The organism is Streptomyces sp. NPDC048565, assembly GCF_040650935.1.
In the GTDB taxonomy this organism is placed as follows: Bacteria; Actinomycetota; Actinomycetes; order Streptomycetales; family Streptomycetaceae; genus Streptomyces.
Map to the genome: position 1 here is coordinate 1 of NZ_JBEZIH010000052.1, position 21,220 is coordinate 21,220.

Sequence of the window (21,220 nt, forward strand, 5' to 3'; positions counted from 1 at the left end):
CCACTTCATGATGGTCGACTTCAACGCGGTCAAGACACTCTCCACGGCCGTCGGCGGCGTCACGGTCTGCCTGGACAAGGCGGTCGAGGACCCGGACTCCCATCTCGACCTGCCGGCCGGCGAGTCCACGATCGAGGGCGAGGACGCGCTGGCCTTCGTCCGCACCCGGCACAGCTTCGGGAACGAGAGCGACCTGGACCGGATCAAGGTCCAGCAGCAGTTCATCGGCTCGATGATCCGTCGGATGAAGTCCGACGACACGCTGACCGACCCGACCAAACTCTTCAAGCTCGCCGACTCGGCGACCGAGGCGCTCACCGTCGACTCCGGCATCGGGTCCATCAAGAAGCTGACCTCGCTGGCCCAGGAGCTCAAGCGGACCGACACCAAGAACATCACCTTCCTCACGATGCCGGTGAAGGACAACCCGGCCGAGCCGACACCGGTCACCGTGGTCGTGGACCCGCAGAAGTCCCAGCAGGTGTTCGCGATGATGCGCTCCGACACCTCGCTCACCGAGGTGAAGAAGAAGGAACAGGCAACCAGGAGCAAGCAGAAGGCCGTCCTCAAGGGCAGCAGGGCCGAGGCCGGGGACATAGACGTCGACGTCCTCAACGGAGGCGACATCACCGGGGCGGCGGACGCGACCGTCACCTGGCTGCGGAACCAGCAGGGCGTGCCGCGTTCCACGAACAAGGGCAACGCCCCCGCGAAGATCGACAGCACGACCCTGGCGTACGCGCCGGGCCAGGCGGACCAGGCCCGCGCACTCGCGGACATCATGGGCCTGCCCGCCACCGCTCTCAAGCAGGGAGCGGCCGACGACGAAGGCCTCCAGGCGATGGCGCTGACCCTGGGAGCGGATTTCAAGGGCGCCGGAGTAGCCCTCACAGGTCCGGCAAAGGCGCCGGCGGACATTCAGCGGGCCAGCGCCGACAAGGCGGAATGCGCGAAGTGACGACGCGTCGTCGCGCCACAACAGAATTCTCGAGGAGCAGGGGGGCCTGGTGGGACGGAGCAGCACACGCGGGGAGGGGACACGCTCACGCGGACGGCATGACGGGCCGCGGAGCGACGGCGGTGACGACGCGTCCGGCGGCACCGGGCGACAGGGGCACGGCCGACGTGAGCGGTCCGCCCCGCCGGAGGGCGGAAGCGGGACCGCCGGGCCGGACCGCCGGTCCCGTCGAGCCCCCCGCAAAGGCGGCAAACGACGTGTCCTGCGCTGGGTGGCGTCCGTTCTCGCACTGCTGATACTCGGCACCGGCGGCGCCGGATACCTCTACTACAAGCACCTCAACGCAAACATCAAGAAAGAGGATCTGACCCTCGGCGACAAGGAGATGGCCGACCACAAGGCCAACGCCGCAGGACAGACCCCGCTGAACATCCTGCTCATCGGATCAGACGCCCGGGACTCCGCGGCCAACCAGAAGCTGGGCGGCGCCAAGGAGACCTTCGGAGGCCCCCCGCTCGCCGATGTGCAGATGCTGCTCCACCTCTCCGCGGACCGCAGCAACATCTCCGTGCTCAGCATGCCGCGCGACACCATGCTGAAGATGCCCAGGTGCACCGACCCGGAGACCGACAAGGTGTACCCGGCCAGCACATCCGACGTCCAGACCAACGAGAGCCTGGGACGCGGCGGCCCCGGGTGCACGGTCGCCACCTGGTACGAGCTCACCGGCATCACCATCGACCACTTCATGATGATCGACTTCGCGGGTGTGGTCTCCATGGCCGACGCGATCGGCGGCGTTCCCGTCTGTGTCGACTCCAACGTCTACTCGCACACCAGCGACGGCAAGGGGTCGGGGCTGAAGCTGGAGAAGGGCACCACCTCCGTCAAGGGCAAGCAGGCCCTCCAGTGGCTGCGCACCCGGTACGGCTTCGAGGACAACACGGACCTCGGCCGGACGAAGGCCCAGCACCAGTACCTGAACTCGATGGTCCGCGAGCTGCGCAAGGGCACCAAGCTCACCGACCCCGGAAAGCTGATGAACCTCGCCGAGGCGGCCACCAGCGCGCTGACCGTCGACAAGGACCTCGACACCGTCAAGAAGCTGTACGACCTGGCCGAGGAGCTGAAGAAGGCCCCGACCGACCGCATCACCATGACGACCATGCCGAACGTGTACGGCACGGGACAGTTCAGCGGCCGGGTCTACCCCAAGGCCGAGGAGGCCGAGCAGGTGTTCCGGATGATCCGGGAGGACATCCCGCTCGACGGCAAGGCCTCCAAGCGCAAGACGCCCGTCGCCAAGGACCAGGCCGCCCCCGACGACGAGATCGCGGTCAGTGTGCGCAACGCGACCTCCACCGACGCACTCGGTCCGGTCCAGGGGCGTGCCGGTACGGTCCAGGAGCTGCTGAAGGACGCCGGCTTCGCCAAGGCCTCGGTCGACTCCCAGGACATCGAGCCGGCCGGGACCACCGGCATCCTGTACCCCAGCGCGGACGTCGAGGGCGACGCGCAGGCGGTCGCCAAGGCACTGGGCATCCCGGTGTCCCAGGTGAAGAAGTCGACCGATGTCTCGGGCATCGTCCTGGCCGTGGGAGCCGACTGGCGCAAGGACGAGGCGTACCCCGCCAAGGCCGCCGACGAGAAGACACCGGACTCGGCGAACCCGCTCAACGGGGCGGACGAGGAGGCGTGCATGCAGGTCAACCCGAACTTCACCTGGTGACCTCGTACGCATGAGAAGGGGCCCGCGGGCGGGGCCCCTTCTCATGGACACGTCTCGCGAACTCAGGGGGTTCAGGCGGTCTGCTCCCGCTGCTCCTGCACGGCGGGGCGGCGGCTGGCGATGACCCGCTTCGCCAGCGAGCGGGGGCTGGTCAGGAAGCCGTACCCCCAGGACATGTGCATGGTGGCCAGCGCCACCGGGATCTGCGCCCGCGCCTTCAGCGAGAGCCCCTTCCCGGCCGGCAGCGACCCGGCGACGATCGCCGCGACGTACCCGACCGGCAGGACGAACGCCAGCGGGGTGACGACGGCGCCCACGATGATCCCGGCGGTCACCGCGCAGAGGGCGGTCGGCGGGGCCAGGTAGCGCAGGTTGATCGAGCCGGCGTGGTAGCGGGCCACGACGTGACGCCAGCGGCCGTACTCCCTGTACTGCTTGGAGAGCGCGCGGATGCTGGGCCGGGGGCGGTACTGCACCTTCAGCTCGGGCGAGAACCAGATCTGGCCGCCGGCCTCACGGATGCGGAAGTTCAGCTCCCAGTCCTGGGCGCGGACGAACTCCACGTTGTAGCCGTCGGCGCGCTCCAGCGCCTCACGGCGGAAGACCCCCAGATACACGGTCTCGGCCGGGCCCGCCTTCCCTCCGGTGTGGAAGGCCGCGTTGCCGACGCCGATCTTCGACGTCATCGCGGCGGCGACGGCGTCCTCCCAGGCGTTCTCGCCCTCGGCGTGCATGATGCCGCCGACGTTCTGCGCGCCGGTCTCCTCCAGGAGGCGGACAGCGGTCGCGATGTAGTTCGGCGAGAGCATGCCGTGGCCGTCGACCCGTACCACGATCGGGTGATGTGACGCCTTGATCGCAGCGTTGAGCGCTGCGGGGGTGCGGCCGGTCGGGTTGGGGACCGTGTGGACCCGGGAGTCCTCCCCGACCAGCTCGGCAGCGATCTCGTCCGTACGGTCGTTCGAGGGGCCGAGGGCGATCACCACCTCCATCTCACCGGCGTACTCCTGCTCGAGGATGTGCCGGACCGAGTTCCTGAGATGGCGTTCCTCGTTGAGCACCGGCATGATCACGGAGACGGCGGGGTACTGCGCGGCAGACATGTGGTCCTCAGGGGGGTCCTCGGGGGTGCCGGGATTCCGGGGATGTGGCACCCCAGGAGGCGGCGTGATTCGGCCGCCACGTTACCGCGAACGGGGGACAGCGGCGCGCGGCGCGGTTCTCCTCTCCGGTCTGCAGATCGTATGGGCCTACCGTGCGAAAGTCCCACTCGCACCGCGGAGGTGTCCCTCGTGCCCACGCCGCACCGATCGCCCCGTCCACCGCACCCCCGCACAGCTCCCCCACTGCACGGGCCCGCACGGCGTGCCGGATCCGGTGGCCGCGCCACGCGCCGGGGCCGGACCGGCGGACGGAAGCCCCCACGCCGGTGGGGCATGCGGGTCGTCACCGGGCTGTCAGTGCTGGTGCTCGGCGCCGGCGGGATCGGCCATGCCGTGGTGAGCGGTCTGGAGACGGGGATCGACCGGGTCGACCCGTTCAAGGACATGAAGAACCGCCCCCGGGGCGGCCACGGCATGAACTTCCTGCTCGTCGGCACCGACGGCCGCGACAAGATCACCGCTGCGGAGAAGGCGAAGTACAAGCTCGGCGGTGCCCCCTGCCACTGCACCGACACCCTCATGCTGATCCATGTCTCGGCCGACAAGAAACGGGCCAGTGTCGTCAGCCTGCCGCGCGACAGCTACGCCGAACTCCCGACCCACACCGACGCCACCACCGGCAAGGAGCACTCGTCGCACCCGGTGAAGCTGAACGCCGCCTATGCCGAGGGCGGACCTCATCTCACGGTGCGGACCGTCGAGCAGATGACGAGCGTCAAGATCGACCACTATCTGGAGGTCGACTTCACCAGCTTCATGAAGACCGTCGACGCCATCGGCGGGGTCGAGATCTGCACCGCCAAGCCGCTGAAGGACTCCTACACCGGCCTGGACCTGACCGCGGGCACCCACGAGCTGGACGGTGGCCAGGCCCTCCAGTACGTACGCTCCCGGCATCTCGACGGGGCGGCGGACCTGAGCCGGATGCAGCGCCAGCAGAAGTTCGTGGCCGCGCTGATCAAGCAGACGACCAGCAGCGGTGTGCTGATGAACCCGGTGAGATTCCAGCAGGTCGCCTCGACGATGCTCGAATCCGTACGCGCCGACAAGGGCTTCGGCACGGACGAGATGCTGGAGCTGGGCAAGGCCATGCGCGGCTTCACGCCGGCCTCGTCCGAATTCGCCTCCGTGCCCATCGCGGAGGAGAGCTACCAGGTCAAGGGCATCGGCTCCACCGTGAAGTGGGACGCGACGAAGTCGAAGCAGATGTTCCAGGCCCTGCGCGAGGACCAGCCGCTCGCCCCGCACGTGCCGAAGCAGCCCAAGTCGACACCCGTCGACGTGGCCCCGGGACAGATCCGGGTGCAGGTCTACAACGGGACGCCGAAGGACGGACTCGGCCAGGACGTCGACGAGGCACTGCGCGACACCGGATTCGACACCACCCGCGCCCCGCTGAACGGCGCCCCGCACGATCTGCGGCGGACGCTGGTCACCTACGACCCCCGCTGGGACCGGTCGGCGAAGACCCTGGCCACTGCGCTGCCGGGATGCGAGCTCAGGGCGGTGAAGGGGCAGGGCGCGACCCTGAAGGTCACGGCCGGCGCGGACTTCACCAAGGTGCGGAAGGTGAAGGCCGAGAACGCGCAGAGCGGCGAATTCGGCACGGTGACGGGCGACCAGGTGGTCTGCCCCTGACCGGCCCCCAAGCCCCATCGCCGGCTGAAGGGATGTTACGGACAACAATGGGTCCGAATTGCCCCACATGTGCGTCCGCAACCTCCCCTACCGCGAGGCCGGGGCCGCGGGGGCCGCGGGCCGGGGGCCGGGTCAGTTCGCGATGTCCTCTGCTGGTCGTTGGTCGCGGAGGGCCTTGATCGCTTGGCGGCGGGCCAGGCGGTGCGTGCGACGGATCTGGGCCTCCTGGTAGCGGCGCCTGTCGCGTTCCGTCTCCGGAGCCACCTGCGGTACACGGCGCGGCTTGCCGTCCTCGTCGACCGCCGCGAACACCAAGTAGGCGCTGCCCACCTGCTGGGCCGGGGTCGACTCGTTCCACCGCTCGGCCATGACGCGTACGCCGACCTCCATCGAGGAGCGGCCGGTCCAGTTCACCTGGGCGCGGACGTGGACAAGGTCACCGACGCGGACGGGCTCCAGGAAGACCATCTCGTCCATCGAGGCAGTCACGGCCGGGCCGCCCGAGTGGCGGCCCGCGACCGCCCCCGCCGCGTCGTCGACCAGCTTCATGATCACGCCACCGTGCACCGTACCCAGGAGGTTGGTGTCGTTGCCGGTCATGATGTGGCTGAGGGTGGTCCGGGAGGCTGCGGTCGACTTGACCGGAATATCGTCCTCCGGCGGCTGGGGCTGATCTGTCATGCGGTCCACCTTATGCGGGGGCTTGCACCCGGTTGCATTGCATCAGCTTCGCAACAGCCCTGCCCCGATCACCCGTACACCCTGTAAGAGCCACAGGTCGAGACGGCACACTGGTCCGCATGAGCGATTGGCCCGAAGGACGGAACGGCGGACCCGGAGAGCGCTACGGGCGGGGCAGTGCGAGCCCTCGGCCCGAGAGTGCCCGCGCCATGCCCCACGTCCGGCGCCCCGCGCCGCCGCAGTCCCAGCCCCAGATCCCGCCGCAGCAGGGGGGCCAGGGCTATCAGGACGGACCCGGTTACGACAGTGGGTACAACACCGGCCAGGTATACGGCGGTGGGCCCGGAGGCGGCGGTCAGGACGGCGGCGGTCGTGGGGGTGACGGGGGTTACAGCCAGGCGCGCCCTGCTCCCAACTGGGGGCGGCGGATCAGAGTGGGTGTTCTCACCCTGGTCGTGGTGGTGCTCGCCGTCTCCGTCGGCACGTACTTCTGGGCCGACGGCAAGCTCAAGCGCGAGGTCGACCTCTCCAAGGTCATCGACCGGCCGAGCGAGGGTGACGGCACGAACTACCTGGTCGTGGGCTCCGACAGCCGCGAGGGCATGACGGCCGAGGACAAGAAGAAGCTGCACACCGGCTCCGCCGAGGGCAAGCGGACCGACTCGATGATGATCCTTCACGACGGCTCCAACGGCCCGACGCTGGTCTCCCTGCCCCGTGACTCCAACGTGGAGATCCCCTCGTTCGTGGGCTCCGAGTCCGGCAAGAAGTTCGAGGGCACGGGCCGTACGACGAAGCTGAACGCCGCTTACGCCGAGGACGGCCCCGAGCTGCTGGTCCGCACGATCGAGTTCAACACCGGGCTGCACATCGACCACTACGTCGAGATCGGCTTCGGCGGCTTCGCGAAGATCGTGGACGCCATCGGGGGCGTCGAGCTGGACATCCCCAAGGCCTTCAAGGACAAGAACTCCGGCGCCGACTTCCAGGCGGGCAAGCAGACGCTGAACGGCGAGCAGTCCCTCGCCTTCGTCCGTACCCGGTACGCCTTCGCGGGCAGCGACCTGGACCGCACGAAGAACCAGCAGAAGTTCCTCGCGGCCCTGGCCTCCCAGACGGCGACCCCGTCGACGATCCTCAACCCGTTCAAGCTCTACCCGACGATGGGTGCGGGCCTGGACACACTGATCGTCGACAAGGACATGTCGCTCTGGTCGCTCGGCAATATGTTCTTCGCGATGAAGGGCGTCACCGGCGGTGAGGGTACGTCGATGAACATCCCACTCACCGGCGAGAGCGTGAACGGCAACCTGGTCTGGGACAAGGCTCAGGTCAAGCAGCTCGTGGGGCAGCTGAACAGCGACGAGAAGGTCACCGTCAAGGGCAGCTGAACGCAGCGGGGGCAGGCGTCACGCGCCGGCGGATCCCGACGGCTGGTACAGGTCGTTGAGTTCGTCGGCGTGGTCCTCCTCCTCCTTGAGGATGTCCTCGATCAGCCGGCGTGAGGTGGGGTCGCTCTCGCCGATCCAGCGCACGATCTCGGTGTACGTCTCGATGGCGATCCGCTCGGCGACGAAGTTCTCCCGGATCATCTCCTGGAGGTCGGTTTCCGCCGGCGTCGCGTACTCGGTGTGCGAGCGGGCGACGAGGGTGGCCGGGTCCATGTCGGGGCTGCCGCCCAGCTGGTTGACCCGGTCCGACACGCGCTGGAAGTGGTCGAGCTCCTCGCCGGCGTGCTCGCGGAACATGTCGGCGACCTGCTGCCGGTTGATCCCCTGGGCCACGATCGCGTTCTGTGTGTAGCGCAGGTAGCAGACCATCTCCGTGGCGACCACCTGGTTGAGCACGTCGATGAGACGCTCCACGTCGGCGGTGTTCGCGGGGGTGACCGGGCCCTTGGAGATGTTCCTGCGGGCCTCTTCGCGGATCTTGGTGACGTCGAGGGCGAACTGATTCGGCATGGCGGTTCCCATCTGTCCGGTTTCGATCCCTTATCGGCAGGCATCGGAATCGTACGGGGCGGGAGCCGCCGGGAGCCGATTCCGACTCGCGCCGGGTCATCGGCCCCGGTGGCCCCCGATCCGGTTCTCAGGGGCAGGCGCCGTTGAAGACGTCCTCGTAGGTGCGGTAGTCGCGGCCGGGCTTCTTGGCCGTACCGGCGGCGGGTGCGGCCGGGTACTCGATGACCGGTACGGGCTTGCAGACGGCCCACTTCCGGGTGTCCGGGGAGTCGTCGAAGCCGAAGGTGCCGCTGGCCCCGCGTACGCAGTTGACGCAGCTCGCACCGGAGTCGGTGCCGAGGATGTTCATGTTGATGAGGGTGTTGTACACGTCGTCGTGGTTCGGCAGGTCCACCGTGTCTTCGTCGGCCGGCGGCTCACCGTCGCCGTTGATGTCGTCGTACGCCCGGTCGGTGGCCTGGGCGAGCACGGTGAAGGCGTCGTGGTACATGACGGCATAGCCGTCGTCCAGGGGCTTCTCACCCCAGGCCGGTTCGTCCCCCAGCTTCTCGAAGCCGTCCAGGAAGCCCTTGGGGCCGGCCGGGAGGTCCTTGCCGTCCCCCCAGGACAGGGTGTCGACCGAGGCGGCGCCGACGAGAGTGATCCGGGAGTCCCGCAGCTCCGCGGTGGTGTCCTTCACCGTTGACTCGGGATCCATGCCGATCCCCACCTTCAGGATGCGCGTCGGCACGGTGTGGTCGCAGGAGGGCTCGTTCGCCAGCCGGTTCACCAGGTGGGGCAGGTCATGGTCGCGGCCCGCGAAGAAGACCGTGTCCGCCTTGGTCCGGCAGATGCTCTGGGCCACGCCGGTGAACCTCTGGGGTACGCCCTCATCCTCACCGGTCAGTCCCAGATAGGACCCCTGGCGCTGCTTCAGTCCGTACTTCTGCCCGAAGTGCTCCATGAAGACCCCCCTGAGGTCCGCGGAGTAGGTGTCCTGCTTCCTCCGGTCCGACACCAGGAAGCCGGTCCCCTCCCCCGGGTTCTCGTCCAGGTACGCACTCAGCGCCCGCGCCTGGAGGTCGTTCGACGGTGAGGTCTTGAACAGGTACCCGGATAGCATCGTCGTCGATGTGAGGACGGGGCCGATGACCGGAATCTGGTGCGCCGAGAGGGCTTCGGCGGCTGCGAACGTGTCCGGGGTGCTGCTCGGCAGGCCGAAGACGCCGACCAGCGGGGACGCGTCGTCGACCAGCGCGGCGAGCCGGTCCACGACGGGCTGCCACTGGTCGAGGTCCTTGCCGTCATTGGCCAGGAGCAACTCGTACCGTGGTCCGGCCTGCGCGTTCGCCCGGAGCTGGGCCACGTGGGCACCCGCCAGGGAGCGGGCGATCTGCGCGGTGCTCATCGCGCTGGTGGCGTCCGAGGTGAACGGCATCATCAGGGCGATACGCACGTAGGGAATCCTGGCCTCGCCGTTCTCCGGATCCTTCCAGCCCTTCTCGACCCGGGCGTTCTCGTCCGCCACCGCGCGTATCAGGCCCGAGAGTTCCGGATCACCCTCCAGGACTCCCGCGGTGACACCGACGCATTCGTCGCCCGCGGACTCCAGGCCGTCACCGCACTTCTCGGGCAGCATCCGCACGACCACGAAGGCGACCGCCGCGATCAGGAGGACGCTCACGGCCAGGACGACTGCCTTGTCGGCCGGGCCCAGAGCCCGGTTTCGTAAACGATCCAGCACAGTTCTCACTCCTCGCCGCGGAGAAGGCCGCGTCCGTACTCGGGTCTCTTCGTCGGACAGGGCCTTCGCTCGCGCATGGCGGCCGGCCAGGAGCGTGCGGCCTCATTGAGCACCGCGCGACCCGATGGGTGCCGCATCGACAGGAAGGCCAGCTCGGAGCCGATGTCGTCGCACAGATCGTCCAGCGGCTCCGCGTACGTCTCGGACAGATACCAGAGCGCGTGCAGCAGCCTGTTGACGGACCGGTGCACGTCATCGGCCTGGGCGTACCGGTGGTCATGGGCGCCGCGGGCGATCTCGACACGGTGGTCGGTCCACTCCTCCCTCGGAGGGTGCGGAGCCGTGGCGACATGAGGAAGGGCCTCCAGCCAGCGGTCCGCCCGCCAGCCGCTGAAGTACTCCGTCAGCGTGCTCACCACAGGTTCCGCGTCCCCGAGCGCCAGCGTGTGGCGCAGGACGTCCGGCTCGTGACCGGCGCCGCGCTCCTCGTGGTGCTCCGCCAGGAGGCCGTGCAGATCCGCCCAGCGCTGTCCCGGGCCGGCCACGGCGCACACCCGGCGGGCCTCATGGACGAGCAGGGCACGCAGGAAGGGGTCGGTCACGAATCCGGTGCCGGCGCCTGGCCCGTCACCGGCCTCCCCGCTGTCCGGACCCTCCACGCCGTCTTCCGTCCAGTGCTCCTCCTCCAGATAGAGGGCCGCGGTGGGGAGCGCCGCGCCGGGAAGCCCACCGTCGGCCGGGACGGCGACGGCCGTCAGAGCGTGGGCGGCGGCCCGGTCGTGGGCCAGCGCGAGCGGGACCAGATGGCCGCGCAGCTGAGGTTGCGGTACCAGCGCCTCCAGCAGTGCCTCGCCCGCCGACAGGCCCTCGCCCGCGGGCAGGTCGAGCAGGGCCTGCGGTGCGACGACGCGTTCGCCGCTGACGCGGACGACCGCCTCGCACAGCACTCTGCTGCCAAGCGGATGCCCGCGGGTGAGGGCATACAGGGCCGACGGAAGGTGGCGGGGCAGCGGCCCCTGGGCCGGGTCGAGCATCAGCAGCAGGTCGCCGCGGCTGAGCGGGGCCAGGGGAACCATGAGCATTCCCGCCGAAGGCGAGGACGTGACGTGCCGTTCCCAGCCGGACGCATGGGTGAGCTCGGACAGCTGCCGTGTCGTCGCGTCCGGGTAGAGAGCGGCGCCGCTACCCCGCCTGGTCGCCACGACGATCAGCGGATCGCGGATGCCGGCCCCGGGATCGGCCCGGTGGTCGAGCAGCAGACCGAGGAGACGCCGCCCCGCCTCGGTATGCGCGTTGTCCAGCAGGATCATCGGCCGGGGAGTCCGGTTGACACGCTGCCACCGGCCGTAGGCGTCGGCGAGGTCTTCGAGGAAGGCGGCGATCAGGGTGCGCTCGACGACGTCCTGGAAGTCACCGCCCTGATGGAAGCGCAGACTCAGCCGGATCATGGCGGACTCGCCGTCATCGGAGCCGCTGGAACGGCTGTGGTACCACCGCTGCACAGACCGTTCGGCACGGGTACGCGTATGCCGCGCGAAATACTGCTGGACGACCGCCTCGGCGACGGGGGCCAGATCGTGCTGCCGTCGGTGCGGGTCGGCCAGGCGCTCACTGACGTCGTACGTCCAGTCCGTGCCGTCCCCTTCCGCCCCCTCCGTGCTCTTCTCCAGGCCGCAGGCGGCGAGCAGGCGCGCGATCCGGCCCCGGGCCAACGCCTGCTCCTCCTCGTTGCCTCGGTGCCAGCTGGACACGGCGAAAAGCCCCGGCATCAAGCGGGCGAAGCGGGTCCGTCCCCCGCCCGGAACCGGCGGTGCGAGCTCGCACACGAGCTGCTCCATGATCTCGACCACCGCGGAGGTGTTGGCCGCCGAAGAGCCGGACCACCGCGCCTGTTCGATGCGCTCGGCATCGACCCTGCCGAGCGGGATCCGCCCGCGGTAGGCCTGGTCCAGGGCGTCGAGAACCGCGGTACGGCCCATTCCGTGCCGCCCGGAGACCAGCGTCACGGGTAAGTCGTCCTGGTGCTCCCGGGGCACCAGCTGCCTCCGGTCGGGCGCCAGGCCGACCAGTCGCGGGACCAGCCCCTGCAGGAGCGGATCCCGTGCGTACAAAAGCGTCCCCATCCCTCATCCCCCGTTCCGCTGTCGTTCTGTGTTCCGATGCCGTCCGTCCCCGCGCGTTCCTCTCCCCCTGCCGCTCTCCCGCCGCCCGTCGTGTCAGCCGCCGAGCAGCCTGCCCAGGGCCTGACCGACCGCGTCCAGGAGGAGCTGTCGGCCCACCGTGTCGGGCGCGGTACCGAGCGTGCGCCGGATCCCCTCCATCAGGCCCCGCTGCCGGTCCGGTGGCGGCTCGTCGTCGGGACCACCGCCGCCCACCAGGGAACGCACGCTGCGCCGCAGGGCCGCCGCCGACTCCGGATCGAGGTCGAGTGCCGGCGCCAGCTCATCGATGAGCCTGGCGAGACCTGCGGGCGGGAGTGCGGTGTGCATCTCGATCGCGGTGTGCACACTGTGGTCGGAGTCACCCTGCGTGAGGTGCTCGATCGTTCCTGCCTCGATGTGGGTGTGCTGGGTGGGCCGGCGGAACTCGCGCTGCCGTGCCACGTACGCGCCGATGTCCGTGGCGCCGGTCAGCACGGCTTCCACTCCCTGCGAGGTGAGCGCCACGTGCGAGCCGACGCCGTGGTCGAACGGCGGCCCCTCGCAGGTGATCAGCCCCTCGGCGGCGAGGAAGGTGAGGGCCCGGGCGACCTCGCTCCGGGAGAGTGCCTCACCGAGGAAGAAGACGTCCGGCGAATCGAGGAACCCGCTGATCCGCAACGGCTGCCGGTGCGTGTTGGCGTGGATCCAGTGCAGTATGGCTCGCGCCGCGTGACGTGTCCGCTCTGCGGCGTTGGCACGCAGGGCCTGGAGCCGACGGGCCCGCGTCGCCCCCGCGGCCCGGAGCATGACCACCGGAGCCACCGCCGCCGGTCCGGGTCCGCCGACGGCGTCGATCATCTCCTCGGCGCACAGGTGGTCGACGAGGAGCCGGACGGCACTCATGGGAATGCTCTGGAGGGATCCGAACCCGGCGCAGGAGACATGGCGGTCCAGCTCTCCCTCCGCCCTGTCCCAGACCCATAGCAGGAGACGAGGGCCATACCTGTCCACGTACACGTCGAAGACATCGCGGGCAGGCAGCTCGGGCGTGGAATCGGACACTGACGGGGTCCTGTTCGTACTCGTCACCTACGGCTCAGCTGCCCCACCTACCCTCGATCCACTCACCTAATCGACATCTCACCCCAGAGGGTGCATCAACTTCGTTACGGAGTACGAGAGTTCCCCACGCCGCCGCCGGCCACGCAGTGGGCGTGGTCTGAGAGGCCCGGTCAGGGAGACACCGCCCCCTGATCCGCAAGGCTCTTCGGAGAACAGGCTTTCGAGCAGACGGGAGCGCCCCCGCCGGATGCGGCAGGGGCGCTCAGGTCCGGGGCTCCGCGCCCTACGGCAGGTTGCGGGCCATGACGATGCGCTGCACCTGGTTCGTGCCCTCGTAGATCTGCGTGATCTTGGCGTCGCGCATCATGCGCTCCACCGGGTAGTCACGGGTGTAGCCGTAGCCGCCGAGCAGCTGGACGGCGTCGGTGGTGACCTCCATCGCGACGTCGGAGGCGAAACACTTGGCCGCGGCGCCGAAGAAGGTCAGGTCACCGTCGAGGCGCTCGGACTTGGCCGCCGCCGAGTAGGTGAGCTGGCGGGCCGCCTCCAGCTTCATCGCCATGTCGGCGAGCATGAACTGGATGCCCTGGAAGTCACCGATCGGCTTCCCGAACTGCTTGCGCTCCTGGACGTAGCCCTTGGCGTAGTCGAGGGCGCCCTGGGCGATGCCGAGCGCCTGGGCCGCGATCGTGATGCGGGTGTGGTCCAGGGTCTTCATCGCGGTGGCGAAGCCGGTGCCCTCGTCGCCGATCATGCGGTCGGCGGGGATACGGACGTTGTCGAGGTAGACCTCGCGCGTCGGGGAGCCCTTGATGCCGAGCTTCTTCTCCGGGGCGCCGAAGGAGACACCCTCGTCGGCCTTCTCGACGACGAACGCCGAGATGCCCTTCGAGCGCTTCGTCGGGTCGGTCACGGCCATGACCGTGTAGTAGTCGGAGACGCCCGCGTTGGTGATCCAGCGCTTCACACCGTTGAGGACCCAGAAGTCACCGTCGCGGACGGCCTTGGTCTTCATGCCCGCCGCGTCCGAGCCGGCGTCCGGCTCGGACAGGGCGTACGAGAACATCGCGTCACCCTTGGCGAGCGGGCCCAGATACTTCTTCTTGAGGTCCTCGGAGCCGGAGAGGATCACCGGGAGCGAGCCCAGCTTGTTCACGGCCGGGATCAGGGAGGAGGACGCGCAGACGCGGGCCACCTCCTCGATCACGATGACCGTGGCGAGTGCGTCGGCGCCCGCGCCGCCGTACTCCTCCGGGACATGCACCGCGTGCAGGTCCGAGGCGACCAGGGCGTCCAGCGCCTCCTGCGGGAAGCGCGCCTCCTCGTCCACCACGGCGGCATGCGGGGCGATCTTCGCCTCGGCGAGCGAACGGATCGCCTCGCGGAGCATGTCGTGCTCCTCGGCCGGACGGTACAGGTCGAAATCGGTCGAACCCGCCAAGACGCTCACTCCCCAAGGATGCTAACTACCGTTAAGTAACCTGATTTTAGTGCGCCTGCCGAGCGGAGGCATACGGGCGGGGTACGTGAGCTTGCCGACAGCCCGGGGGACCTGCCGGAAGGCGGGCCGGGAGCACCCCCGCGAGGCGCCCGGAAAACCAGCTTCCGCATGCCCGGATATGCTCGGCTCCGCACATCTGTCCGCACCGTTCAGGAGCACCCATGGCCCTCAGGATCACCGTGATCGGCACCGGCTACCTCGGCGCCACCCATGCCGCGGCCATGGCGGAGCTGGGCTTCGAAGTCCTCGGGCTCGACGTGGTGCCCGAGAAGATCGAGATGCTCTCGGCGGGCAGGGTGCCGATGTACGAGCCGGGGCTGGAGGAGATCCTGCAGAAGCACGTCGCGGGTATCGAGGGCTCCACCGGGCGGCTGCGCTTCACCACCTCCTGGGAGGAGGTCGGCGCCTTCGGCGATGTGCACTTCGTCTGCGTGAACACTCCGCAGAAGCACGGCGAGTACGCCTGCGACATGAGCTATGTGGACAGCGCCTTCGAGTCGCTCGCCCCGCAGCTGACCCGGCCCGCGCTGGTCGTGGGCAAGTCCACCGTCCCGGTGGGCTCCGCCGCGCGGCTGGCCGAGCGGCTGGCCGAGCTGGCGCCGGTGGGTACGGACGCGGAGCTGGCCTGGAATCCGGAGTTCCTGCGCGAGGGCTTCGCGGTGAAGGACACCCTGCACCCGGACCGGATCGTCATCGGTGTGGAGAGCGAGAGCGCCGAGAAGCTGCTGCGGGAGGTGTACGCGGGACCGCTCGCCGAGGGCTCGCCCTTCGTGGTGACGGACTTCCCGACGGCCGAGCTGGTGAAGACCTCCGCCAACTCCTTCCTCGCGACCAAGATCTCGTTCATCAACGCGATGGCCGAGGTCTGCGAGGCCGCCGACGGCGACGTCGTGAAGCTCGCCGAGGCGATCGGCCACGACGAGCGCATCGGGAAGAAGTTCCTGCGAGCCGGTATCGGCTTCGGCGGCGGCTGCCTCCCCAAGGACATCCGGGCCTTCATGGCGCGCGCCGGCGAGCTGGGCGCCGACCAGGCGCTCACCTTCCTGCGGGAGGTCGACTCCATCAACATGCGCCGGCGCGGTCACATGGTCGAGCTGGCGCGCGAGGCCGTGGGCGGCGGGTCGTTCCTGGGCACCCGGGTCGCGGTGCTGGGCGCCACCTTCAAGCCGGACTCGGACGACGTACGCGACTCACCGGCCCTGAACGTCGCCGGGCAGATCCATCTTCAGGGCGGCCAGGTCACGGTCTTCGACCCGAAGGGCATGGACAACGCCCGGCAGCTCTTCCCGACGCTCGGTTACGCCGACACGGCGCTGGACGCGGTGCGCGGTGCCGACGTGGTGCTGCACCTGACGGAGTGGCGCGAATTCCGCGAACTGGACGTGACCGCGCTGGGCGAGGCCGCCGGGCGCAGGATCATCCTGGACGGCCGCAACGCGCTGGACCCCGCGGTGTGGCGCGCGGCCGGCTGGACGTACCGCGCGATGGGCCGCCCGAAGGCCTGAGCCGGGGCCCGGACGGCCCCTCCTCAGCGGAGCGGGCCGTCCAGGGCCTCGATCGTGACGTGCGACGGGCCGCGTACGGCGCCCAGCTCGCCCGCCACCGCCTCCGCGTCCCGCAGGACCCGCACGGCGTTCTGCCACGTCAGCTTGGCCAGGTCCGCCTCCGACCAGCCGCGGCTGAGCAGCTCCGCGACGAGGTGCGGATAGCCCGAGACGTCCTCCAGCTCCAGCGGGAGGAACGCCGTGCCGTCGTAGTCGCCGCCGAGGCCGATGTGGTCGATCCCGGCGATCTCGCGCATGTGGTCGAGGTGGTCGGCGATCGTCGCCACGGTGGCCATCGGGCGCGGGTTGACCGCTTCGAAGTCCGCGTGGATCCGCATGGCGGCCGGAGTGGTGTCCAGGTGGTGCAGGCCGTGCTCCCGCATGTTGCGGTCCGCGGCGAGCGTCCACTCGACGGCTTCGGGCAGGACGAACTTCGGGACGAAGGTCGCCATCGCCACGCCGCCGTTGGCCGCGAGCATCCGCAGCACGTCGTCGGGGATGTTGCGCGGATGGTCGCAGACCGCCCGGGCGGAGGAGTGCGAGAAGATCACCGGCGCGACGGAGGTCGCGAGGGCGTCCCGCATCGTGGTGGCCGCCACATGGGAGAGGTCGACCAGCATGCCGAGGCGGTTCATCTCGCGCACGACCTCACGGCCGAACTCCGACAGACCGCCGACGCGCGGGGAGTCGGTCGCCGAGTCCGCCCAGTCGGTGTTGTCGTTGTGCGTGAGCGTCATGTAGCGGACGCCGAGGGTGTGCAGCGCGCGCAGGGTGGCCAGGGAGTTGTTGATGGAGTGGCCGCCCTCGGCACCCATCAGGGAGGCGATACGGCCCTCGGCGCGTGCCTTCTCCATATCGTCCGCGGTCAGGGCGCGCCGCAGGTCCTCCGGATAGCGGGCCAGCATCTCGCCGACCACGTCGATCTGCTCCAGCGTGGCGCTGACCGCGTCGTCGCCCGCCAGACGGGGTTCGACGTAGACGGACCAGAACTGGGCACCGACGCCGCCGGCCCGCAGCCGGGGGATGTCGGTGTGCAGGGTGCCGGTCTGGTCCTGGGAGATGTCGCGGGCGTCGAGGTCGTAGCCGACCTGCTCGCGCAGGGCCCAGGGGAGGTCGTTGTGGCCGTCGACGACGGGGTGGTCGGCGAGGAGCAGCCGGGCGCGGTCCAGGTTGTCGGAGTTCGTCATGGGACCGCCCTACTTCCCGAAGCCGAAGGAGTCCGCGCCCTGGGTCTTGGCGCGCAGCCGCTTGCCCTTCTCCGTCGCCTGCTCCTTGAGCTCCTGCTGGAAGTCCTTCATCCGCTCCAGCAGCGCGCCGTCGTGGGCGGCGAGGATCCGGGCGGCGAGCAGACCGGCGTTACGGGCGCCGCCGACGGAGACCGTGGCGACGGGGACCCCGGCCGGCATCTGGACGATGGACAGCAGGCTGTCCATGCCGTCGAGGTACTTCAGCGGCACCGGGACGCCGATCACGGGCAGCGGGGTGACGGAGGCGAGCATCCCGGGCAGGTGGGCGGCGCCGCCCGCTCCCGCGATGATCGCCTTGAGGCCGCGGTCCGCGGCCCTCTCGCCGTACGCGATCATCTCGTGCGGCATGCGGTGGGCGGAGACGACATCGACCTCGTAGGGGATCTCGAACTCGCCGAGGGCCTTGGCGGCCGCTTCCATCACGGGCCAGTCGGAGTCCGAGCCCATGACGATGCCGACGACGGGGGCGGAGCCTGGTGCGGTCATTCGGTGATCGTTCCTCGCAGGTAGTCGGCCGCGTGCCGGGCGCGCTCCCGCACGTCCGCCAGATCGTCGCCGTAGGTATTGACGTGGCCCACCTTGCGGCCGGGCTTCACGTCCTTGCCGTACATATGGATCTTGAGCTGCGGGTCGCGGGCCATGCAGTGCAGATACGCCTGGTACATGTCCGGGTAGTCGCCGCCGAGGACGTTGCACATGACCGTCCAGGTGGCGCGCGGGCGGGGGTCGCCGAGCGGGAGGTCGAGGACCGCCCGTACGTGGTTGGCGAACTGCGAGGTGACCGCGCCGTCCTGGGTCCAGTGCCCGGAGTTGTGCGGGCGCATGGCCAGTTCGTTCACGAGGATGCGGCCATCGCGCGTCTCGAACAGCTCGACGGCGAGGTGGCCCACCACGCCCAGCTCGGCGGCGATCCGCAGGGCGAGCTGCTGGGCCTCGCCCGCGAGGCGCTCGTCCAGACCGGGCGCCGGGGCGATGACCGTGTCGCAGACCCCGTCGACCTGGACGGACTCGACGACCGGGTAGGCGACGGCCTGGCCGTGCGGCGAGCGGACGATGTTCGCCGCCAGCTCCCGCGCGAAGTCGACCTTCTCCTCGGCGAGCACGGGGACACCGGCACGGAAGGGCTCGGCGGCGTCCGCCTCGGAGCGGACCACCCACACGCCCTTGCCGTCGTAGCCGCCGCGGACCGTCTTGAGGATGACCGGGTAGCCGCCCACCTCATCGGCGAAGGCGGCGGCGTCCGCCGGGTCGGCGACGATGCGGTGGCGGGGGCAGGGCGCGCCGATCTCGGTGAGCTTCGCGCGCATCACCCCCTTGTCCTGGGCGTGCACGAGAGCGTCGGGGCCGGGGCGTACGGGAACTCCGTCCGCCTCCAGGGCCCGCAGGTGCTCGGTCGGCACATGCTCGTGGTCGAAGGTGATCACGTCACAGCCGCGTGCGAAGGCGCGCAGTGTCTCCAGGTCGCGGTAGTCGCCGACGACGACCTCGCCGACCACCTGGGCGGCCGATTCCTGGGGGGTGTCACTGAGGAGCTTGAATTTCAGGCCGAGGGGGATGCCCGCCTCGTGGGTCATGCGGGCGAGCTGACCGCCGCCGACCATACCGACTACAGGGAACGTCACGCTTCCAGGGTATCGGGCCGTGCGGGGCCTCCCGCACGCTGCGCGGCGCCGCCCCAGGAGCCCGCTCGCCTTCGCGGGCCAGGCCGTTAGCATGGCCGGGTTGACGAAACCGACCGGACGGGGCTGAGCGACCACTATGAGCGAACGGGGCGCACTGCGGACCCGGCTTGATCTGCTGGCCCGGGAGGTCGCCAAGTTCGGCGCGGTCGGCGCTCTCGGCCTGGTCGTCAATATCGCCGTCTCCAACCTGATCTGGCGTACCACGGACATTCCGGTGGTACGGGCCGGGCTGATGGGGACGGTCGTCGCCATCCTCTTCAACTACGTCGGCTTCCGTTACTGGACCTACCGGGACCGCGACAAGTCCGGCCGGACCCGGGAGCTGGTGCTGTTCCTGCTGTTCAGCGCCGTCGGCGCGGTGATCGAGACGGGCGTCCTGTATCTGGCGACGTACGGCTTCGGGTGGAACAGCCCGGTGCAGAGCAACGTCTTCAAGATCCTCGGAATCGGGATCGCGACCCTGTTCCGCTTCTGGTCCTACCGCACCTGGGTGTTCAGGACGCTGCCCGCCAAGGAGGCCGTGCTCAGCGCGGAACGGTTTCTGGGGCAGCGGCGACCCGCCGACGAGGTGACCCCGGGCCCGGTGTCCCGCTGACGCCCTCCGGCGCCACGGACCCGCTCAGCGCACCGGGCGTACGGATTCCCTGCGGCTCGGCGCGACCCGGCTGAGGAAGAGGGCGAACACCGGCGGCTGCTGCTGGAGCAGCTCGAGCCGGCCCCCGTCGGCCTCGGCGAGGTCCCGGGCGACGGCCAGGCCGATCCCGGTGGAGTTACGGCCGCTGATGGAGCGCTCGAAGATCCGTGCCCCGAGATCGACGGGGACTCCGGGGCCCTCGTCCGTGACCTCGATGACGACCTGGTTGCCGGTGACCCGCGTACGCAGCGCGACCGTGCCGCCACCGTGCATCAGTGAGTTCTCGATCAGCGCGGCGAGCACCTGGGCCACGGCGCCGGGGGTGCCGACGGCCTCCAGACCGTGCTTGCCCGAGCAGACGACAGCGCGGCCCGCGCTGCGATAGGCAGGGCGCCATTCCTCGATCTGCTGCTTGACGACCTCGTCGAGGTCGAAGACGACAGCGGAGCCGGTGCGCGGGTCGCGGGCGTTGGTCAGCAGCCGCTGCACCACGTCCGTGAGCCGCTCGACCTGGGTGAGCGCGATGTTCGCCTCCTCCTTCACCGTGTCCGGGTCGTCGGTGACGGAGATCTCCTCGATCCGCATGGAGAGGGCGGTCAAGGGCGTGCGGAGCTGGTGCGAGGCATCCGCTGCGAGGCGCCGCTCCGCGGTCAGCATCCGGGCGATCCGCTCGGCGGAGGAGTCCAGGACGTCGGCGACCCGGTCCAGCTCCGTCACCCCGTACCGCTTGTGCCGGGGGCGCGGATCGCCCGAGCCGAGACGTTCGGCGGTCTCGGCGAGGTCGGTGAGCGGGGAGGTGAGCCGGTTGGCCTGGCGCACGGCGAGGAGTACGGCGGAGACGATGGCGAGCAGCGCCACCGCTCCGATGATCAGCAGGGTCCGGCCGACCTCTCGTGTCACCACGGACCGGGACTGCTCGACGATGACCTTCTCGCCCTGCTCCCCCGTCTCCGTGCTGCGGATGGCGTTGCCGTCCGTGGGGCGCTCGCCGACCTCGATGGGGGCGCGCCCGGGGATCTCGACGCGGGCGTAGCGGCTGGGGTCCACCTGCTCGGCGAGGACCTGGGAGGTGATCCTCTCGGCGCCGAGCAGCCGGCTCTCGACGACGCTGATCAGCCGGAAGGTCTCGGAGTCGACGGTTTCCTGAGCGCTGCTGCTGATGGTGCGGGTCTCGACGATGACGAGGGAGACGCCGAAGACGGCGATCACGACGAGCACCACGGCGAGCGTGGAGTTGATCAGTCGGCGGCGCATGACTTTTCTGTACGTCAGCTCTTCTCGAACCGGAAGCCGACGCCCCGGACGGTGGCGATGTAGCGCGGATTGGCCGCGTCGTCGCCGAGCTTCTTACGGAGCCAGGAGATGTGCATGTCGAGCGTCTTGGTGGAGGACCACCAGGTGGTGTCCCAGACCTCGCGCATCAGCTGGTCACGGGTGACGACCCGTCCCGCGTCCCGTACGAGGACCCGCAGGAGGTCGAACTCCTTTGCGGTGAGCTGGAGTTCCTCGTCACCCATCCACGCACGGTGGGACTCGACGTCGATCCTGACGCCGTG

Annotated in this window: 18 protein-coding genes; 6 read left to right on the forward strand and 12 right to left on the reverse strand. The window is 69.7% G+C overall.

The window, feature by feature from the left end; all coding sequences use genetic code 11:
• Nucleotides 1-958 (forward strand): LCP family protein (locus AB0C75_RS35420; protein ID WP_362896581.1); only part of this gene is annotated, 958 nt, incomplete at its 5' end.
• A gap of 49 nt (nucleotides 959-1,007) precedes the next feature.
• Nucleotides 1,008-2,687 (forward strand): LCP family protein, encoded by a 1,680-nt coding sequence (locus AB0C75_RS35425; RefSeq protein WP_362896583.1) that lies wholly within the window; start codon nucleotides 1,008-1,010, stop codon nucleotides 2,685-2,687.
• Nucleotides 2,688-2,758: 71 nt separating this feature from the next.
• Here the strand turns inward: AB0C75_RS35425 and AB0C75_RS35430 are convergent, their stop codons facing one another.
• Nucleotides 2,759-3,790 (reverse strand): glycosyltransferase family 2 protein, encoded by a 1,032-nt coding sequence (locus AB0C75_RS35430; protein WP_362896585.1) that lies wholly within the window; start codon nucleotides 3,788-3,790, stop codon nucleotides 2,759-2,761.
• Nucleotides 3,791-4,123: 333 nt separating this feature from the next.
• Here AB0C75_RS35430 and AB0C75_RS35435 point away from each other — a divergent pair, with 333 nt between their 5' ends.
• A complete protein-coding gene (locus tag AB0C75_RS35435; protein WP_362896587.1) occupies nucleotides 4,124-5,488 on the forward strand; it encodes an LCP family protein in 1,365 nt (454 codons plus the stop codon).
• A gap of 132 nt (nucleotides 5,489-5,620) precedes the next feature.
• Here the strand turns inward: AB0C75_RS35435 and AB0C75_RS35440 are convergent, their stop codons facing one another.
• Nucleotides 5,621-6,169 carry an acyl-CoA thioesterase gene (locus AB0C75_RS35440; RefSeq protein WP_362896589.1) on the reverse strand — a complete coding sequence of 183 codons (549 nt, stop codon included), beginning with the start codon at nucleotides 6,167-6,169 and terminating at the stop codon, nucleotides 5,621-5,623.
• Between the two features lie 119 nt (nucleotides 6,170-6,288).
• On the opposite strand from AB0C75_RS35440, the gene AB0C75_RS35445 reads away from it, so the two are divergent.
• The gene (locus AB0C75_RS35445) at nucleotides 6,289-7,560 is read left to right on the forward strand and encodes an LCP family protein (protein ID WP_362896591.1); all 1,272 of its coding nucleotides are present in this window, start codon (nucleotides 6,289-6,291) and stop codon (nucleotides 7,558-7,560) included.
• An 18-nt stretch (nucleotides 7,561-7,578) separates the two neighbouring features.
• On the opposite strand, the gene AB0C75_RS35450 is transcribed toward AB0C75_RS35445, so the two are convergent.
• From AB0C75_RS35450 to AB0C75_RS35470, 5 genes are all read right to left on the reverse strand, one after another.
• Complete coding sequence (locus AB0C75_RS35450; RefSeq protein WP_362896593.1) at nucleotides 7,579-8,130, reverse strand: ferritin-like fold-containing protein; 552 nt, start codon at nucleotides 8,128-8,130, stop codon at nucleotides 7,579-7,581.
• A 127-nt stretch (nucleotides 8,131-8,257) separates the two neighbouring features.
• Nucleotides 8,258-9,853 carry a hypothetical protein gene (locus AB0C75_RS35455; protein WP_362896595.1) on the reverse strand — a complete coding sequence of 532 codons (1,596 nt, stop codon included), beginning with the start codon at nucleotides 9,851-9,853 and terminating at the stop codon, nucleotides 8,258-8,260.
• Nucleotides 9,854-9,858: 5 nt separating this feature from the next.
• Entirely contained in the window at nucleotides 9,859-11,976 is a 2,118-nt protein-coding gene (locus AB0C75_RS35460) for an ATP-binding protein (RefSeq protein ID WP_362896597.1), read from the reverse strand.
• Nucleotides 11,977-12,069: 93 nt separating this feature from the next.
• On the reverse strand, nucleotides 12,070-13,056 hold the full coding sequence (locus AB0C75_RS35465) for a hypothetical protein (RefSeq protein WP_362896599.1): 987 nt from the start codon (nucleotides 13,054-13,056) through the stop codon (nucleotides 12,070-12,072).
• Between the two features lie 283 nt (nucleotides 13,057-13,339).
• Nucleotides 13,340-14,497 (reverse strand): acyl-CoA dehydrogenase, encoded by a 1,158-nt coding sequence (locus AB0C75_RS35470; protein WP_362896612.1) that lies wholly within the window; start codon nucleotides 14,495-14,497, stop codon nucleotides 13,340-13,342.
• Between the two features lie 221 nt (nucleotides 14,498-14,718).
• On the opposite strand from AB0C75_RS35470, the gene AB0C75_RS35475 reads away from it, so the two are divergent.
• A complete protein-coding gene (locus AB0C75_RS35475) occupies nucleotides 14,719-16,062 on the forward strand; it encodes a UDP-glucose/GDP-mannose dehydrogenase family protein (RefSeq protein WP_362896601.1) in 1,344 nt (447 codons plus the stop codon).
• Between the two features lie 23 nt (nucleotides 16,063-16,085).
• Here AB0C75_RS35475 and AB0C75_RS35480 read toward each other — a convergent pair whose 3' ends face one another.
• Genes AB0C75_RS35480 through AB0C75_RS35490 form a run of 3 tightly spaced genes read right to left on the reverse strand, consistent with a single transcriptional unit; the run spans nucleotide 16,086 to nucleotide 18,970 of the window.
• A complete protein-coding gene (locus tag AB0C75_RS35480) occupies nucleotides 16,086-17,288 on the reverse strand; it encodes a dipeptidase (protein ID WP_362896603.1) in 1,203 nt (400 codons plus the stop codon).
• A gap of 9 nt (nucleotides 17,289-17,297) precedes the next feature.
• Nucleotides 17,298-17,834 carry a 5-(carboxyamino)imidazole ribonucleotide mutase gene (purE, locus tag AB0C75_RS35485; protein ID WP_099177239.1) on the reverse strand — a complete coding sequence of 179 codons (537 nt, stop codon included), beginning with the start codon at nucleotides 17,832-17,834 and terminating at the stop codon, nucleotides 17,298-17,300.
• Nucleotides 17,831-18,970, reverse strand: coding sequence for a 5-(carboxyamino)imidazole ribonucleotide synthase (locus tag AB0C75_RS35490; protein ID WP_362896604.1), 1,140 nt, complete (start codon nucleotides 18,968-18,970; stop codon nucleotides 17,831-17,833). The genes purE and AB0C75_RS35490 overlap by 4 nt, the downstream gene beginning before the upstream one ends.
• A 136-nt stretch (nucleotides 18,971-19,106) precedes the next feature.
• Here AB0C75_RS35490 and AB0C75_RS35495 point away from each other — a divergent pair, with 136 nt between their 5' ends.
• Entirely contained in the window at nucleotides 19,107-19,625 is a 519-nt protein-coding gene (locus AB0C75_RS35495; protein WP_362896606.1) for a GtrA family protein, read from the forward strand.
• 24 nt (nucleotides 19,626-19,649) lie between these two features.
• On the opposite strand, the gene AB0C75_RS35500 is transcribed toward AB0C75_RS35495, so the two are convergent.
• Entirely contained in the window at nucleotides 19,650-20,918 is a 1,269-nt protein-coding gene (locus AB0C75_RS35500; protein ID WP_362896608.1) for an ATP-binding protein, read from the reverse strand.
• A 14-nt stretch (nucleotides 20,919-20,932) separates the two neighbouring features.
• The coding region (locus AB0C75_RS35505) for a winged helix-turn-helix domain-containing protein (RefSeq protein ID WP_362896610.1) at nucleotides 20,933-21,220 on the reverse strand (288 nt) is incomplete at its 5' end.

Bases quoted from the DNA above. Each gene is read 5' to 3' on its own strand.
- AB0C75_RS35435 (WP_362896587.1), top strand. From the start codon at position 4,124: ATGCGGGTCGTCACCGGGCTGTCAGTGCTGGTGCTCGGCGCCGGCGGG.
- AB0C75_RS35495 (WP_362896606.1), top strand. From the start codon at position 19,107: ATGAGCGAACGGGGCGCACTGCGGACCCGGCTTGATCTGCTGGCCCGG.
- purE (WP_099177239.1), bottom strand. From the start codon at position 17,834: ATGACCGCACCAGGCTCCGCCCCCGTCGTCGGCATCGTCATGGGCTCG.
- AB0C75_RS35460 (WP_362896597.1), bottom strand. From the start codon at position 11,976: ATGGGGACGCTTTTGTACGCACGGGATCCGCTCCTGCAGGGGCTGGTC.
- AB0C75_RS35445 (WP_362896591.1), top strand. From the start codon at position 6,289: ATGAGCGATTGGCCCGAAGGACGGAACGGCGGACCCGGAGAGCGCTAC.
- AB0C75_RS35475 (WP_362896601.1), top strand. From the start codon at position 14,719: ATGGCCCTCAGGATCACCGTGATCGGCACCGGCTACCTCGGCGCCACC.
- AB0C75_RS35450 (WP_362896593.1), bottom strand. From the start codon at position 8,130: ATGCCGAATCAGTTCGCCCTCGACGTCACCAAGATCCGCGAAGAGGCC.
- AB0C75_RS35500 (WP_362896608.1), bottom strand. From the start codon at position 20,918: ATGCGCCGCCGACTGATCAACTCCACGCTCGCCGTGGTGCTCGTCGTG.
- AB0C75_RS35480 (WP_362896603.1), bottom strand. From the start codon at position 17,288: ATGACGAACTCCGACAACCTGGACCGCGCCCGGCTGCTCCTCGCCGAC.
- AB0C75_RS35440 (WP_362896589.1), bottom strand. From the start codon at position 6,169: ATGACAGATCAGCCCCAGCCGCCGGAGGACGATATTCCGGTCAAGTCG.
- AB0C75_RS35430 (WP_362896585.1), bottom strand. From the start codon at position 3,790: ATGTCTGCCGCGCAGTACCCCGCCGTCTCCGTGATCATGCCGGTGCTC.